11 protein-coding genes are annotated in these 15741 nt (G+C 70.9%); 7 read left to right on the forward strand and 4 right to left on the reverse strand.

The window, feature by feature from the left end:
* The first annotated feature begins 134 nt into the window (after positions 1-134).
* From ACTWOL_RS13475 to ACTWOL_RS13500, 6 genes are all read left to right on the forward strand, one after another.
* Positions 135-1856 carry a thiamine pyrophosphate-binding protein gene (locus ACTWOL_RS13475; protein WP_474296911.1) on the forward strand — a complete coding sequence of 574 codons (1722 nt, stop codon included), beginning with the start codon at positions 135-137 and terminating at the stop codon, positions 1854-1856.
* 2 nt (positions 1857-1858) lie between these two features.
* Entirely contained in the window at positions 1859-3637 is a 1779-nt protein-coding gene (locus tag ACTWOL_RS13480) for an asparagine synthase-related protein (protein ID WP_474296912.1), read from the forward strand.
* A complete protein-coding gene (locus ACTWOL_RS13485; RefSeq protein ID WP_474296913.1) occupies positions 3634-4968 on the forward strand; it encodes an ATP-grasp domain-containing protein in 1335 nt (444 codons plus the stop codon). The genes ACTWOL_RS13480 and ACTWOL_RS13485 overlap by 4 nt, the downstream gene beginning before the upstream one ends.
* A gap of 5 nt (positions 4969-4973) precedes the next feature.
* Positions 4974-5933, forward strand: coding sequence for an agmatinase (speB, locus tag ACTWOL_RS13490; RefSeq protein WP_474296914.1), 960 nt, complete (start codon positions 4974-4976; stop codon positions 5931-5933).
* On the forward strand, positions 5930-6910 hold the full coding sequence (gene cs1, locus ACTWOL_RS13495) for a clavaminate synthase Cs1 (protein WP_474296915.1): 981 nt from the start codon (positions 5930-5932) through the stop codon (positions 6908-6910). The genes speB and cs1 overlap by 4 nt, the downstream gene beginning before the upstream one ends.
* Positions 6911-7527: 617 nt before the next feature.
* Positions 7528-8088 carry a cupin domain-containing protein gene (locus ACTWOL_RS13500; protein ID WP_474296916.1) on the forward strand — a complete coding sequence of 187 codons (561 nt, stop codon included), beginning with the start codon at positions 7528-7530 and terminating at the stop codon, positions 8086-8088.
* A 332-nt stretch (positions 8089-8420) separates the two neighbouring features.
* Here the strand turns inward: ACTWOL_RS13500 and ACTWOL_RS13505 are convergent, their stop codons facing one another.
* A complete protein-coding gene (locus tag ACTWOL_RS13505; RefSeq protein ID WP_474296917.1) occupies positions 8421-8882 on the reverse strand; it encodes an anthrone oxygenase family protein in 462 nt (153 codons plus the stop codon).
* Between the two features lie 90 nt (positions 8883-8972).
* Positions 8973-10499 carry a vWA domain-containing protein gene (locus tag ACTWOL_RS13510; RefSeq protein WP_474296918.1) on the reverse strand — a complete coding sequence of 509 codons (1527 nt, stop codon included), beginning with the start codon at positions 10497-10499 and terminating at the stop codon, positions 8973-8975.
* A 590-nt stretch (positions 10500-11089) separates the two neighbouring features.
* Here ACTWOL_RS13510 and ACTWOL_RS13515 point away from each other — a divergent pair.
* Positions 11090-11785 (forward strand): helix-turn-helix domain-containing protein, encoded by a 696-nt coding sequence (locus ACTWOL_RS13515; protein ID WP_474296919.1) that lies wholly within the window; start codon positions 11090-11092, stop codon positions 11783-11785.
* A 33-nt stretch (positions 11786-11818) separates the two neighbouring features.
* On the opposite strand, the gene ACTWOL_RS13520 is transcribed toward ACTWOL_RS13515, so the two are convergent.
* Entirely contained in the window at positions 11819-12700 is an 882-nt protein-coding gene (locus ACTWOL_RS13520) for an ABC transporter permease (RefSeq protein WP_474296920.1), read from the reverse strand.
* A complete protein-coding gene (locus ACTWOL_RS13525; protein WP_474296921.1) occupies positions 12697-15615 on the reverse strand; it encodes an alpha/beta fold hydrolase in 2919 nt (972 codons plus the stop codon). Before ACTWOL_RS13525 ends, ACTWOL_RS13520 begins: the two co-directional genes overlap by 4 nt.
* Positions 15616-15741 lie beyond the last annotated feature (126 nt).

Consider the following 15741-nt stretch of genomic DNA (forward strand, 5'->3'; position numbering starts at 1 on the left):
CACCGCAGGAGTGTCCCCCGCGGCCGTCTCCGGCTTCTCTTCGCGCGCTCCCCGATACCGGCCGGAGAGAGCCCGGAGAGCGGCGCCGGTCACCGTGTGCGAGTCCCGTTCACCGCTGAACTACCTGGAGACCCATGTCCCGCGTATCGACCGGCCCCAGCACGGAACCGACGGCCGCCCACGCCCTCCTCACGCGGCTGCACGAGCACGGCGTGGACAAGGTGTTCGGAGTCGTCGGCCGTGAGGCCGCCTCCATCCTCTTCGACGAGGTCGAGGGCATCGACTTCATCCTCACCCGGCACGAGTTCACGGCCGGCGTCGCCGCCGACGTACTCGCGAGGATCACCGGCCGGCCGCAGGCGTGCTGGGCGACCCTGGGCCCGGGGATGACCAATCTGTCCACCGGTATCGCGACCTCGATGCTGGACCGCTCGCCCGTCATCGCGCTCGCCGCCCAGTCCGAGTCGCACGACATCTTCCCGAACGACACCCACCAGTGCCTGGACTCGGTCGCGGTGATCAGGCCGATGGCCAAGTACGCGGTGGAACTGCAGCGCCCGCACGAGATCACCGACCTGGTGGACTCGGCGGTGGCGGCCGCGATGACCGAACCGGTCGGGCCATCCTTCCTCTCGCTGCCGGTCGACCTGCTCGGCTCATCGGACGGCATCGCCGCATCCGTTCCCCACCCACCCGCCCACACTCCGCCAAGACCCACCGGTGCCGTCGCCCCCGACTGGCGTGCCGCCGCCGACGAGGCCGCGGGACTGCTCGGCTCGGCCGAGCACCCCGTGCTGGTGGTGGGGGCGGCGGCGATCCGCTCCGGTGCCGTGCCCGCGATCCGCGCCCTCGCCGAGCGTCTGAACATCCCCGTGATCACCACCTACATCGCCAAGGGCGTGCTGCCCGTCGGCCATGAGCTCAACTACGGCGCGGTCACCGGCTACATGGACGGGATCCTCGGATTCCCCGCCCTGGAGACCCTGTTCGGCCCGGCCGACGTCATCCTCACGCTGGGCTACGACTACGCCGAGGACCTGCGGCCCTCGATGTGGCAGCGCGGTGTGGACAAGAAGACGGTACGCGTCTCGCCGACTCCGAATCCGGTCCCGAGGGTCTACCGTCCGACGGTCGACGTCGTCACCGACGTCCTGGCGTTCGTCGAGCACCTCGGCGCCGCCACCGCGTCCCTGGCGGCGAAGGACCGGCACGACATCACACCGCTGCGCGAGCGCGTCGCCGAGTTCCTCGCCGATCCGGAGATCTACCCGGACGGGATGAAGGTCCACCAGGTCATCGACTCGATGAACACGGTGATGGCCGAGGCGGCGGAGCCCGGCGAGGGCACGATCGTCTCCGACATCGGCTTCTTCCGGCACTACGGCGTGCTGTTCGCCCGTGCCGACCAGCCCTTCGGCTTCCTCACCTCGGCCGGCTGCTCCAGTTTCGGCTACGGCATCCCCGCGGCCATCGGCGCGCAGCTGGCGCGTCCGGGTCAGCCCACGTTCCTGATCGCGGGCGACGGGGGCTTCCACTCCAACAGCGCCGATCTGGAGACCATCGCCCGGCTCGGTCTGCCGATCGTCACCGTGGTCGTGAACAACGACACCAACGGGCTGATCGAGCTGTATCAGAACCTCGGCCACCACCGCAGCCACGATCCGGCCGTGAAGTTCACCGGGGTCGACTTCGTGGCGCTCGCCCATGCCAACGGAGTCGAGGCGGCCCGTGCGAGCTCCCGTGAGGAACTGGTCGCGGCGCTGCGCAAGGGCGTCGAGCTGGGCCGTCCCTTCCTCGTCGAGGTGCCCGTCACCTATGACTTCCAGACCGGCGGCTTCGGAGCGCTGAGCATTTGACCATGGAGAAAACAGAGAAGGCAGAGAAAGCAGAGGAAGCGAAGAAAGCAGAGCAGGCGGAGATCGGGGACAACGAGGAGAACGCGGAGAAGGCGGAGAAGGCGGAGAAGGCAGAAAGTGCAGCGACAACAGCGCACGCAGTGATGGCAGGGGCGGGAGGGAAAACAGCGAAGACGGCGTCGGGAGGCGCGACAGCGGGGAGTTCCGGAACGACCGAACACCACGGTTTTCCCGCCGCCTTCGGTTTCCTGGCCTCCGCCCACCTGGGCGAGGCCCGGATACCGGGCGCGTCCTTCGCGACCCAGGGCGTCTGCAGCAGGCTCAGGGAGCGGCTGCGCACACAGACCCTGACCGCTTCACTGGTGCACGCCCCGGATTCGGCTCCCGACCAGGCGCTGGCCCGTGACGCGGACACCGCCGTACTGATCGCCGGGGAGATCTACAACCGGGACGAACTGCGCTCCGTCCTGCCCGAAGGGCCCGGCGGCGCCGGTGTTGCCGGCGGGAACGGCAACGGGGGCGGCGGAGGTGACGCACGGCTGCTGCTGGCGCTGTTCCACCGCTACGGCCATCATGCCTTCCGCCTCGTCAACGGCCGCTTCGCCGCCGTCGTCGCCGATGACCGGCGGCTGTTGCTCGCCACCGACCACGCGGGTTCCGTACCGCTGTACCTGCGCCCGGGGCGGGGCGGGGTCGTGGCCGCCACGGAGGCCAAGTCCCTGTCCCGGTACGCGAACGCGCAGGGCATGCCGATCGCCGGTGCGCGTCGTGTCCGCCGGCTGCCGGGCCTCTACCAGGTGCCGGCCGGTGCGGTGATGGTCATGGACCTGAAGACCGGCGCGGCCGAGACCCACCCGACATGGGCCCCGCCGCTGTCCCGGCGCATCGTCGACGAGCACGAGGCGGTCGAAGCCGTTCGCGCGGCGCTCGACACGTCCGTCCGGGCCCGGCTCGCCACCGGCGCGACTCCCCTGGTGGTGCTCTCCGGCGGCATCGACTCCTCGGGCGTCGCGGCGCTGGCCCGGCGGGCCGCGGGCCGGCTGGACACGGTGTCGATGGGCACCGACACCAGCAGCGAGTTCCCCCAGGCCAGAGTGGTTGCCGGCCATCTGGGCTCCGGCCACCGCGAGTTCACCCTGCGGACCGTGGATCTGCTCACCCAGCTTCCGCACACGGTGTGGGCATCGGAGTCCCACGACCCCGACATCATCGAGTACCTGCTTCCGCTGACCGCTCTGTACCGGGCACTGGACGGGCCGCGGCGCAGGATCCTCACCGGTTACGGGGCCGACATCCCGCTCGCCGGGATGCACCGTGAGGACCGGCTGCCCGACCTGGACTCGGCCGTCGCCCACGACATGGCGACGTTCGACGGGCTCAACGAGATGTCCCCGGTGCTGTCGGCCGCATCGGGCCACTGGTCCACCCATCCCTACTGGGACCGGGACGTGCTCGATCTGCTGGTGTGCCTGGAGGCGGGACTCAAGCGCCGTTACGGCCGCGACAAGTGGGTACTGCGCGCGGCAATGGAGGGGCTGCTGCCGCAGGAGACGGTCGAGCGCCCGAAACTCGGTGTCCACGAGGGCTCCGGCACCACCTCCTCGTTCTCGCTGCTGCTGGCCGATCACGGCATCCCGCAGGAGAACGTCCACACCGCCAAGCGGCTGGTGGTCGAGCAGCTGTTCGATCGCACCGTGGTGGACGGCGAGCATCCGGACCATGTGAGCACCGGTGCGGTGGTGGAGTCCGTGGCGGCCCGGCTGAAGCGGGGTGCCGCATGACCGCGGGCGGCGGTGTCTCAGGGGCCGGCGGCGGTCTCTCGCGGGCCGGCCGATCCGCCGCATTCGCTGGATTCGCCGGAAAGCGGCTCGCGCTGGTGGAGTCGATGCTGCACTCCGCCTTCTACGACGGCATCCACGCCGCCCGCGACCTCGGCTGCGAGGTCTGGCTGCTGGTGCAGGGCGTCGAGTGGTACACCGGTGGCAAGCCCTTCGGCGAACACCCCCTGGCCCGCGTCGACAAGGTGATCGACACCGATACGCACGACCCGGGCGCCATCGTCGACGCCATCACCGACACCGACGGACGTCCGCTGGTCGACGGCATCCTGTCGTTCTCCGACTACCACACCGAGGCCACGGCCACCGCCGCGGAGAGCCTCGGGCTGCCCTCTCAGGGGCTCGGGGCGGTCACCGCCGCGAACCACAAGCACATGCTGCGCGGGCTGCTCGGCGACGACCCCGCCAATGTCCCCTACGCCCTGGTCACCTCCCCCGGCGAGGTGGAGCAGGCCATCGCCGCGGTGGGCCTTCCGCTGATCGCCAAGCCGCCGTCCGAGGCGATCTCGTACGGGGTGCGCAAGTGCCACGACGAGGCCGAGGCGATCGCGGCGTACCGGGAACTGTCCGGCTTCACACGGTCGTTGCGCGGCATGCCGCGCCCCGGGCATGTCCTCTTCGAGAGCTATGTGGCCGGGACCGAGATCTCCGTCGAGTCGATGACCGTCGGCGCCGCGACGCACTTCTACGGCGCCACCTCGAAGGATCTGCACCGCACCACGATGCTCGAGGAGGCCCACAGTTTCCCCGTGCCGCTCGCGCCGGAGGTGTGGAAGCAGGTGACCGCGGCGGTGGACCGGACGCTCGGAGCGATCGGCTACCGGCAGGGGCCGGCCCATACCGAGGTCAAACTGACCGACGACGGCCCGAAGATCATCGAGGTCAATCCCCGGCTCCCGGCGCACATGATCTCCACGATGGTCACGGACGTCTGCGGTGACAATCCCCATCTGAGCGCGAAACTCCTCGCCCTGGGTGCGGACCCGCAGCTGGGCAGTCCTGGCGACGGCGTGACCGGGGCGGCCGCGGTCGTCGTGCTCTTCCCGGACCGGCCCGGCGTGCTGACGGCCGTTCACGGCATCGAGGAGGCGGAGCGCACCACCGGGGCCACGGTAACCCTGCACGCCGATCCGGGCACCCGGGTGGCCTCGCGGCTCGACAACTCGGCGTCCGTGGGCTTCGTGTACGCGCACGGCGCCACGGCCGGGGCCGCGCTCGCCGACGCCCGGCACGCGGCCTCCCTGATCACCGTCGAGACACAGGAGGGGGTCTGAAACACATGGAACGCATCGACTCGCACATCTCGCCCCGCTACGCACAACTCCCCACCTTCATGCGGCTGCCCTACGATCCCGAGCCCCGCGGCCGCGACGTGGTGGTGATCGGCGCACCGTACGACGGTGGCACCAGCTACCGGCCCGGAGCGCGGTTCGGTCCGCGCGCGATCCGGAGCGAGTCCGGACTCATCCACGGCGTCGGCATCGACCGCGGGCCCGGCACCTTCGACCTGATCAACTGTGCCGACGCCGGGGACATCGATCTCACCCCGTTCAATATGCACATCGCGATGGAGACCGCGAGTGCCCATCTCGCCCGGCTGCTCACGGACAACGCCGCCTTTCTGATGCTCGGCGGCGACCACTCGCTCACTCTGGCCGGGCTGCGGGCCGTCGCCGAGCAGCACGGACCGGTCGCGGTGGTCCACCTCGACGCCCACTCCGACACCAATCCGGCCTTCTACGGCGGCGAGTTCCACCACGGGACGCCTTTCCGGCACGCCATCGACGAGAAGCTCGTCGAACCCGCCGCGATGGTGCAGATCGGCATCCGCGGACACAACCCCAGACCGGACTCGCTCGACTACGCCCGCGGGCACGGCGTACGGATCGTCACCGCGGACGAGTTCGCCGGCCTCGGTCCGGCCGGCACCGCGGAGCTCGTCCGCGAGCGGGTCGGCCGCCGGCCCGTGTACGTCTCCGTGGACGTCGACGTCGTCGACCCGGCCTTCGCGCCCGGAACCGGCACTCCGGCACCGGGCGGACTGTCGTCACGCGAACTGCTCGCCCTGCTGCGCTGCATCGGCGACCTCGACCCCGTCGGCTTCGACGTGATGGAGGTCTCGCCGCCGTACGACCACGCCGGGATCACCTCCGTCCTGGCCACCGAAATCGGCGCGGAGCTGCTCTACCAGTACGCCCGTGCCCACCGCCCCGGAAGCGAAGGAGACCACCGGCCATGACCACTCCGGTCATCGACTGCACCCCGCACCAGGACGCCCTGCGGGCGCTCGCCGCGCAGCTGCCCGGCGTTCCGCGCAGCGATCTGTACGGCTTCCTGGAGACCGCGAAGACGCTCTCCGAGCAGCTGCCCGGGGAACTGGCCGACACACTCGACGAGTTCAACGCCCGAGGCAACAAAGACGGCTATCTGCTGCTGCGCAACCTGCCCGTGGAGGCGGACGAGGAGTTGCCCGGCACCCCGACCAGCACCCCGGCCCCCGAGGACCGTCCGCTGCTGGCCATGGAGGCCATGCTCGCCCTGTCCGGCCGCCGCCTCGGTCTGCACACCGGCTACCGGGAGCTGCGCTCGGGCACCGTGTACCACGATGTGTACCCCTCACCCGGTGCGCACTATCTGTCGTCGGAGACCTCGGAGACGCTGCTCGAGTTCCACACGGAGATGGCGTACCACGTGCGGCAGCCCAACTTCGTGTTGCTCGCCTGCTCCCGTGCCGACCACGAGCGCAGGGCCGAGACGCTCGTCGGTTCCGTCCGCAAGGCGCTGCCGCTGCTCACGGACGGGGTGAGGTCGCGCCTGTTCGAGCGCAAGCAGCCCTGCTGCGTCGATGTCGCCTTCCGCGGCGGCGCGGAGGATCCCGGCGCGATAGCGAACGTCAAGCCGCTGTACGGCGACGCCGACGATCCGCTGCTCGGATACGACCGCGAACTTCTGGCCCCCACGGAGGCCGAGGACAAGGAGGCGGTCGCCGCGCTGTCCAGGGCGCTGGACGACGTGACCGAATCGGTCCGGCTCACCCCCGGCGACCTCCTGATCATCGACAACTTCCGCACCACCCATGCCCGTACGCCCTTCACCCCGCGCTGGGACGGCAAGGACCGCTGGCTGCACCGTGTGTACATCCGTACCGACCGGGGCGGGCAGCTGTCGGGCGGCGAACGGGCCGGGGACGTGGTGCCGTTCAGCCCCCGGCGCTGATCCGGCACGGGACGCGGGGCTGTCACACCCCGGTCGGCGCCGACGGTGAGCCTGCTCACCGGGTTCACCGGGTTCACCGGGTTCACCGGGTTCACCGGGTTCACCGGGTTCACCGGGCGGCTCACCCGACGCGGGACCTCCGCCGGGGCGCGGCGCGGCGCTTTTCGCGCAACGGCACATGCAGTGTCCTCGGCGACCAGGTCGGCGCTGTCGGCGCTGATCGATACCGCCGTCGCCGTGAGCCGGCGGCGGCAGCCTTGATCGTCCCGGCGTACGGCCCGGTGACCTTGCCCGCCGCCGATACCCCGGTGTCCCGTGGCCCGGCGCCTCGCCGCCCACCACGGCGACGCCTCGGGCGGCGAGCAGCTCCTCCTTTCTCGCTCGACTGGCAGAGCACCATGCCATCACGCCGATTCGGCAAAGGAACCGCAGCGAGGCGGAGGGCATCGTCATGCGCTGCGTCGGCTTACGCGTCGGCTTACTGTGGGTGAGCGGGAGCAGCCGAACTGCGCCGACTGTTTCGCCGTTCCCAGCCGGGAACGGTCCGACGGAGGTACCATCCCTGGCCTCGGGGGTCCGGCAAGGATCGCGTGGGGATCGAGCGCTGGAGGAACCACATGGCATCCCTTCCCGGGCCGGGTGTGCTCGCGCGGCTGGCGGAGCTGAGCCACGGCGTCGACCAGGGCGGGGCACTGTGGCGTCTCGCCGTACCCGCACGCCAACTGGACGCGAATGTCATAAGACTGCGCCCGGACACCCATGTCCCGGAACACATCGAACCGGATCTGGACGTACTGCTGTACGTCACCGCGGGCGAGGGACGGCTGTGCGTCGACGGTGTGTGGCAGGACATCGCCGAAGGCGCGGTGGTCTGGCTGCCCCGGGGCAGTCGCCGGGCCCTGCGCGCCGGGCCCGAGGGGCTTGTCCAGCTGAGCGTCCACCGCAGGCGCCCCGGCCTGGCCATAAGAACCACCGCGGCCGCGGCAGGGACGGCAGCGGCAGGGACGGCAGCGGCAGGGACGGCAGCGGCAGCGGTGGGGTCGGCAGCGTCGGTGGACGAGGGCGGTGAGCCCGCCTGTCTGCTGGACCGGGTCTGTGCGGAATGCGGACGTCTCGCGACGGAGTCGGACGCGCGCTACTGCAGCCGCTGCGGGGAGCGCCTTCCCGGCTCCGCCTGACCCGGCCGGCTCCGGGCGGGAACGGGTTGCCCCGGGTGGGGGGTCGCCCCCGTGCGTGCGGGCCGGGGACGGCCGGGGCAACCCGTCCCCGGCCCCGCCGACGGATCACGCCGGATTCGGTGCCGGGGGTGGTGCCGTAGTCCCCACCGGAGTTGAGGTCCCGTACGGACGACCGACCGGGTCCGGGACAACCGACAGGGACGACCACCGGGACGACTGACCGAGACAGGCATCAGCTGATGCCGACAACGTTGTCCCGAAGGTCCTCTACGACCCTACAAGGAAGCGCTCTCCTGCGAACCAGTGCCTTTCCCCGCACTGTCAAATTTCCGTCACACGAGCGAGGCCCAGACGAGCAGCACGAACGACGCGAGAACGAGTGCGGTGCGCAGCGCGTGGAGACGGTTCCACTTGGCCTCGAAGGCCGCGCGGACCTCGGTGTCGGGCGAGCCGACGGAGGACGCCAGTGCCTTGTTCAGCGGAACGTTCCCGGCGATCGTGACCAGGTGATTGAGCGTGGCGCACACGAGCCCGGCCAGGACGAGCCACATCTGGCCCGGGGAACGGCCGTCGGACGGCACGGCGAGAGCCCCGGCGGGGAACACAATGATGGCCAGAAAGACCACCAGGAACACGGCTCGCGGCACCTCTTCGTTGATGCGTCTCATGACCGGGACGAACTGCCCGTCAGAGAGCCTTGCCAGGGCGGGCATGATCCCGATCTGGAAGATCAGCATGAAGCCCGCGTACAGACCGGTGGAGATGACGGCGAGGGCGAGCAGCAAGGAGGCCATGCGCACATCATGGCGCCCTCAACGCCTTCAACGCCCTTGCCGAGACCCGCCGGAACCTGAGAGCACGGCTCCTCATGCCCCATGCCCACGTCATTCGAGCAGACCGTCGGCCTGACGTATCGACTCCGCCAGCTGGCGCACGGACGCGTCCTCCGTCTGCCGCGCCAGACTGCTCGCCTTCTCGGCGAGGTCGCCGAGCCGGGGAGCGCCCGGCGTCGCTGCGCCCCGCAGCGCCTGGGCGAAGTATGCGGCAGCGGCGCTGATCCGCAGCCGGGGCGCCGTGCCGGCGGACCAGAGGTCACGCTGGAGCGCAGCCGCTTCCACCACACCGGACACCTCGTGAGGCGCCTTGGTCCGTGGGTCGAGCCAGCGCACGGTCGCCGTCGCCACGTGCCCGCTCGCCCCTTCGCGAAGTCGCACCGCATAGAGCGCCGTCACCGTGTGCCCCGGGCCCACTTCCCCACCGTCCACCCGGTCGTCGCGGAAGTCCTCGTCCGCCACCTCCCTGTTCTCGTATCCGATCAGCCGGAACTCCTTCACTGTCCTGGGGTCGAACGCGACCTGCGCCTTGGCCTCACGGGCCCGCAACTCGACATGCGCGGGGAGCTGGTCGACGAAGACCTTTCTGGCCTGGGCGGAGGTGGACACATAGGTCGTGTGTCCGTCTCCGCGATTGGTGAGCCTCTCCATCAACTTGTCGCCGTACTCGCTGCCCACCCCGACGCCGAACAGGGTGATCCCATACTCCCGGCGCGCGGTCCCGATCCGCTGAAGGATCGCGTCCGCCTCCGTCTCACCGGTGTTGGCGAGGGCATCGGAGAGAAGCACCACCCGGTTGTTGGCCCCCGTCCTGTGACCCTCGACGGCGACGTCGTACCCGGTACGGACGCCCGCCTCCACATTCGTGGAGTCTTCCGGCTCCAGCTCATCAATGATCCGGTGAACGCGGTCCCGGTTGCCGTCGATCCGCGTCATCGGCAGCCGGGTCTCGGCTTCGTCGCTGAAGGTCACCACAGCGACCGAGTCGTCGTCGCGCAGTTGGTCGGTGAGGATGCCGAGGGATTTCCGGACCAGGTCGAGCCGACCGGGCTCGGCCATCGAACCAGAGGTGTCGACGACGAACGTGAGTGCCGCCGGGGGCCGTTCGCCGCCGCGGGCCGCGGTCCGGGTGGCCAGGCCCACCCGCACCAGTGACCACTCCTCCCCTCTCTCGTCCGCCATGTGCGCGCCGTCGATGGTCGTGGTGAAGCCGTTGCCCTCGGGCCGCGGATAGTCCTGCCGAAAGCTGTTGACGAACTCCTCCGGCCGCACGGAGGCGGGATCGGGCAGCCGGCCTTGCGCCAGCAAGCGCCGGGCGTACCCGTACGAGGCCGTGTCCACGTCGAGCGCGAATGTGGACAGGTAGTCGGCGGGAGGCGCGAACTCACGCTGTGGGGCTCCTTTCTGCTCGCCCTCACGCCCACCTTCACTCCGCTCGGCCGGTCGGCCACCGCCGTCGGGCGGCATCGGGGCCGGCTGTCCGCGATCGGCCCTGTGCGCGCCACCGCCGCGTGCCGCACGCTCGCTGTGTTCGCCGGCACCACAGCCGGTCAGCAGCATCCCGCCGGCCAGCAGCACAACAAGCGCTCCCCTTACTGCACGTGCGCGCGCACGTGCGGCCTCTCTCACACCGGCGTCTGCCCGATACGTCCTTACACAGAGATGCATCTCCGCCCCCTGGGATCGTCAGCACTGTGAATGTGACGTTCGGGACGGCTCGGCGGAGCATGCGAACGAGTTGCGGATGAATCTCAATGCGGCAACGGCGGAGGGCAACGCCCGGACCGAAGACGCCGTTGAGGCTCCATGCCGCTGCGCAAGGCCGAGCACTTCCCGGCCCTCGTCCGCATCACCGGCGCCCTCATCTGCCACCGCCGCTACACCTACCGAGACGACCTCTCACTCCACCCATTCCACCCAACTCCCATCCACTCGATTCCACTCGGTTCCACCCGGTTCCACTCGGCGCCGCGCGACTCGGCGCCATTCACGCCACTCCCGGCTCCGCGGTCCCCGCTCGCGCCGCCCGTCCAGGATGACGGTCCGCCGGGATCGGACGGAAGCGTGTGGCAGACACTCGCCATTCCCCTGAACTGGGGGTTGTCACCATGCGCAGTCGCATGCGTACATGGAGTGGCAGACCGTACCGAGAACGGGGGTGGACGGCCGTGCCATATGTCCTCACCAGGCCCAGGCCGGGATCCGTCCTGCGCAGACCGGCCCCGACCGAGGCAGTGGGGCACGGCCAGCCCCTCAGAGAGCCCGAGGAGGTGTGTGCCGCACTGACCGGACTGGTCCAGTCCGCCCGCCACGAACTGCTGACCTTCGACGACCCGGTGGCGTCGCCGGATGTTCCCGAACCCTTTCGCGCGCTGGCCGGCGCGTGTGTCCGCGCGACCGAGGCACGGCCGGCGACGGTCCGCCGTATCGTGCCGCGGCATGCCCTCCCGTATCTGCCGCCACCGGGGCGGCTGGCCGGCCAGGCGCGGGTAACGGACTCGATCCCGTTCAAGCTGGTCGTCGCCGACCGCACGGTCGCCGCTCTGCCGCTGGATCTGCAACTGCACTGCAACGGCCTGCTGCTGATCCGCGACCCGGTGATCGTCCAGGCCCTCGTCCGCACACACCAGTCCTGGTGGGAGAGCGGGGACGAGCTGTCGACCGCCGTGTCGGGTTCGGTGCCCTCTCATCTGCGCCCGGTCCTGGACGCCTTGCTGGCCGGGCTGACGGACGAGGCCGCCGCGACCCGCCTGGGCATGTCGGCCCGGACGTACAGCCGCCGAGTGGGAGAGCTGCTCTCCGCCCTCGGCACGGCGAGCCGCTTCCGCGCGGGGGCGGAGGCAGCCCGCCGTGGATGGATCTGATGACCTGGTGGATTGGGCGCCCACCGGGCCCGTTCAGGACACGATGTCCTTACGGGAAAAGCCACGGAAGGCGAGGGCGACCAGGATCATCGCGTAGGTCACGGACACGGCCGTGCCCTTCAGCATCCCGCCCCACTCCAGCTGCGGCTGCAGGGCGTCCGCCCAGGCGAACTGCCAGTGCGCGGGAAGGAAATCACGCCAGGACCCGAGAGCCGTCACCGCGTCCAGGACATTGCCGATGATCGTCAGTCCGACCGCACCGCCGACGGCTCCCAAAGGAGCGTCGGTCTTGGTGGACAACCAGAACGCCAGTCCGGCGGTGACCAGTTGGGACACAAAGATGAAGCCGACGACGAGAGCGAGCCGTGGCAGCGCGTCCGCGCTCGCCAGGGACCCACCGGTGGGCAGCCTCAGCGGGCCCCACCCATAGGCGATCGTTCCCGCGGCGAGTGCGACAAGCGGCAGCAGCAGCATCGCGGCCGCGCTGAAGCCCAGCGCCACCACCAGCTTCGACCACAGCAGCCGCGCCCGGGGCACCGGTGCCGCGAGCAGATAGCGAAGGGAGGACCAGCTTGCCTCCGAGGCCACGGTGTCCCCGCAGAACAGCGCAACCGGCACCACCAGCAGGAAACCCGCCGATACGAAGAGGCAGGTGGCGGCGAAGTTCACGCCGGACGCGGTCGCCGTGTCCATCAGCGTGATCCGGTCGCCGCTGCCCCCACCCTGCTCGTCCGGAGCACCGCCGACGGCGAAGGCGACGATCAGGACGAATGGCAAGGCGGCCAGGATGGCGCCCATCACCAGGGTGCGCCGGCGCTTCAGCTGGCGTACGGCCTCGACCCGCAACGGCAGGGTGCGCCGCGCCCGATAGCCCGGTGCGGTCGTCGCGGTCGGCCCGGTGTGCACCGTACTCATGCGGATGCTCCTCCGATCAGGGTGAGGAACACGTCCTCCAGGCGCCGGTGGGGGCCGACGCCGGTCACCGGCACGTCCAGTCTGACGAGTTCGGCGACAAGCACTGCGGCGCCCGCTCCGTCCAGACGGACCAGCAGCCCGCTGCCGTCGTCTGTACGCACGGCGGAAGCGACGCCGGGCAGGGAAGCGATCTTCTCGACCAGCGGCTCGGGCACCTCGGCGGCCGTGGTCACCAGCAGGGTGTCACCCGCTCCGGTGATATCCGCAACAGGACCCGACTGCACGAGCCGGCCACGGTCCATGACCACCAGATCCGTGCAGGACTGCTCGACCTCGGCGAGGAGATGGCTCGACACGATGACCGTCCGGCCTCCGGCGGCGTACCGGATCATCACCTCCCGCATCTCACGGATCTGGGGCGGGTCCAGCCCGTTGGTCGGTTCGTCGAGGATCAGCAGGTCCGGCAGACCCAGCATCGCCTGCGCGAGGGCGAGACGCTGGCGCATTCCCTGCGAATAGGTGCGTACGGCGCGGGCAAGCGCGTCGCCGAGTCCCGCGATCTCCAGGGCCTCGTCGATGTGCGCGTCCTCCCCCGGGCGGCCGGTGGCCCGCCAGTACAGCTCGAGGTTGTCCCGCCCGGACAGATGCGGCAGAAAGCCCGCGCCCTCGACGAAGGCACCCACCCGCGAGAGGACGGGCGCGCCGGGCTTGATGACGTGCCCGAAGACACGGATCTCGCCCGCGTCGGGGGTGATCAGGCCCATGAGCATGCGCAGTGTGGTGGTCTTGCCTGCCCCGTTCGGCCCGAGGAGCCCGAGGACCTGGCCCTTCTCCACCCGGAAGGACAGGTCCCGCACGGCATAGCGGTCGGTGGCCTTCGCGTAGCGCTTCGTCAGGCCGGTGATCTGCAGGGGGACGTCCGCAAGTTCCGGGTCCGGCGCGGGCACGGTGGTCCGGCGCCGCACGCTGAGCAGCAGGGCTACGGCGCTCACGGCGCCTGCGGCCGGCAGGCCCCACACCCACATGGGCAGGGCGGCGGCCTGGGTGCTGACGGTGGGCGCGGTGGGCACCGTGAGCGGTCCTGCCGGCGAGACGGTGTAGGTGGCGGGGGCGTTGGGCGACGCATATCCGAGGTCGGTGGCGGCGAGGACCAGGCGGAGGCGGTGTCCGGCCTCGATCTCGTGATCCACGGCGGGCAGCGTCAGCTCGACTGTCTTCCCGGTCTTCGCGCCCTCGACACGGACGGGTGCGACGAGTTGGGCGGGCAGCACCTGTTGACGCCCGTCGGGTCCGACGTCGTACACCTTGCCGAAGAGCACCGCCTCCCCGCTGCTCGATGTCACATGGACGCGCACGGTGGGCGAGCCGGTGACCTGCAGCGATTCGTTCAGCGGCCGGGAGTCGAAGCGCGCGTGCTGTCCGGGAAAGTCCACGGAGAGGCCGAGGCCGAGTGAGGACAGCCCGGAGAGTCCGCCGCCGATGCCGGGGACGGCCGAGATCCCGGGCGGCCCCGCGCCGGCGGGGTTGCGGAACGACCGGGCGCCGTCGGCGAGTGGGATGGGGCGACCTCCTGCGTGCAGGCCGGGGTAGCCGGTCGAGGTGGCGCCGCGCAGAGTTGCCCGGCCGTCGGTCGAGTTGACTCCGCCTGCCCGGCTGACCCGGAAGACCGGGCCGGTGTCCGCAGACGTGTCACCGTTCAGATGGCGGTCGAACCATGCCGCGACCCGGCGCTGGATCCGCTCGGTCTCCAGGTCCCCGCCGTCATGTCCGCCGGAGATCCAGTCGACGGCGACCGGCGCGCCGTTCTTCTTGATCACCGAAGCCATCCGGTCGGCGTGCGCGAGCGGGAAGAGCGAGTCGGACTGTCCCTGGACGATGAGCGTGGGGACCTTGATCCTGTCGCCGACGGCGGACGGGCTGCGCGCCTCCAGCAGGGCGCGGGCCTGAGCGTCGGGTTTCCCCGAGGTGGCGACCCGCTCGTACATCTCGCACAGGACGGGCTGGAACCCGCCGCATGCGGCCGTGTCCGCGGCGGGCGGCACGGCCGTGGCACCTGTGGCCGGCACCCCGGGCTGGGCAGGACGCCGGGTTCCGGCTTCGCGTGGTGCGGCCGGATCCCCGGCGTCCGCACTCGGCGGCGTGGACGCGGACGCCCGCGCGGTGGGGCCGGTCGCGGCAGCGGCGTCGCGGGCTCCGGCACCGTCCCGGGCCTGCCCGGGCTCTTGCGAGGCGTCCTCGTCCGCCGGCGGCCGGGAGTCTCCGCCAGTGAGCCCGGAGGTGCCCGCGGCGCCGGTGGTGAAGAAGATCCCCGCCCACAGCTTCTTGAAGACCCCGTCGGGGAACAGCGCGTCGGCGAGGTTCCAGTACGTGATCTCCGGGGCGATCGCGTCGACCCTGCGGTCGTGGCCCGCCGCGAGGAGGGAGATCGCCCCGCCGTACGACGCTCCGGTCACGCCCACCCGTGGGTCGCCCGCCGCGTCGAGCCGAACCTCCGGCCGTCGGGCGAGCCAGTCGATCAGCCGGGACACGTCCTTGACCTCGTGATCGGGGTCGTTGAGGCCGATCTGCCCGGTGGACGCACCGAAGCCGCGTGCGGACCAGGTCAGAACCGCGTATCCGTCGCGCGCCAGCGCCTCGGCCTGGTCCCGCACCGACTCCTTGCTGCCCCCGAACCCGTGCCCCAGCAACACGGCCGGCCGTCGCACGCCGACGTCTCCGGCGGTGAAGTACGAGGTGTCGACCTTCGCACCCGGCATGCTCAGCACCCGGTCCTCGCGGTGCACCGGTGGAGCGTCGTCGGAAGCGACAGCCGTCCACACACCGGTGCCGCCGAGCACGGCGAAGGCGGCGAGGCCCGCGAGCCAGCGCCCTCGGTGCCGGGACAAGGCGGCCCGTCGGGGAAGTCGGATCGTCATGGGGGAAACCCTAAGCGGGCGCCCGCTGCCACCGCGGCTGCCGCCGGTCGGAACTCGGTGACCTCCTCGGGTAGTACCGGGTAGCGTCCGCGTACACCGGACGCGGTACGCCATACCCGAGCCGAA

It is taken from the genome of Micromonospora sp. IBHARD003 (genome assembly GCF_056106285.1).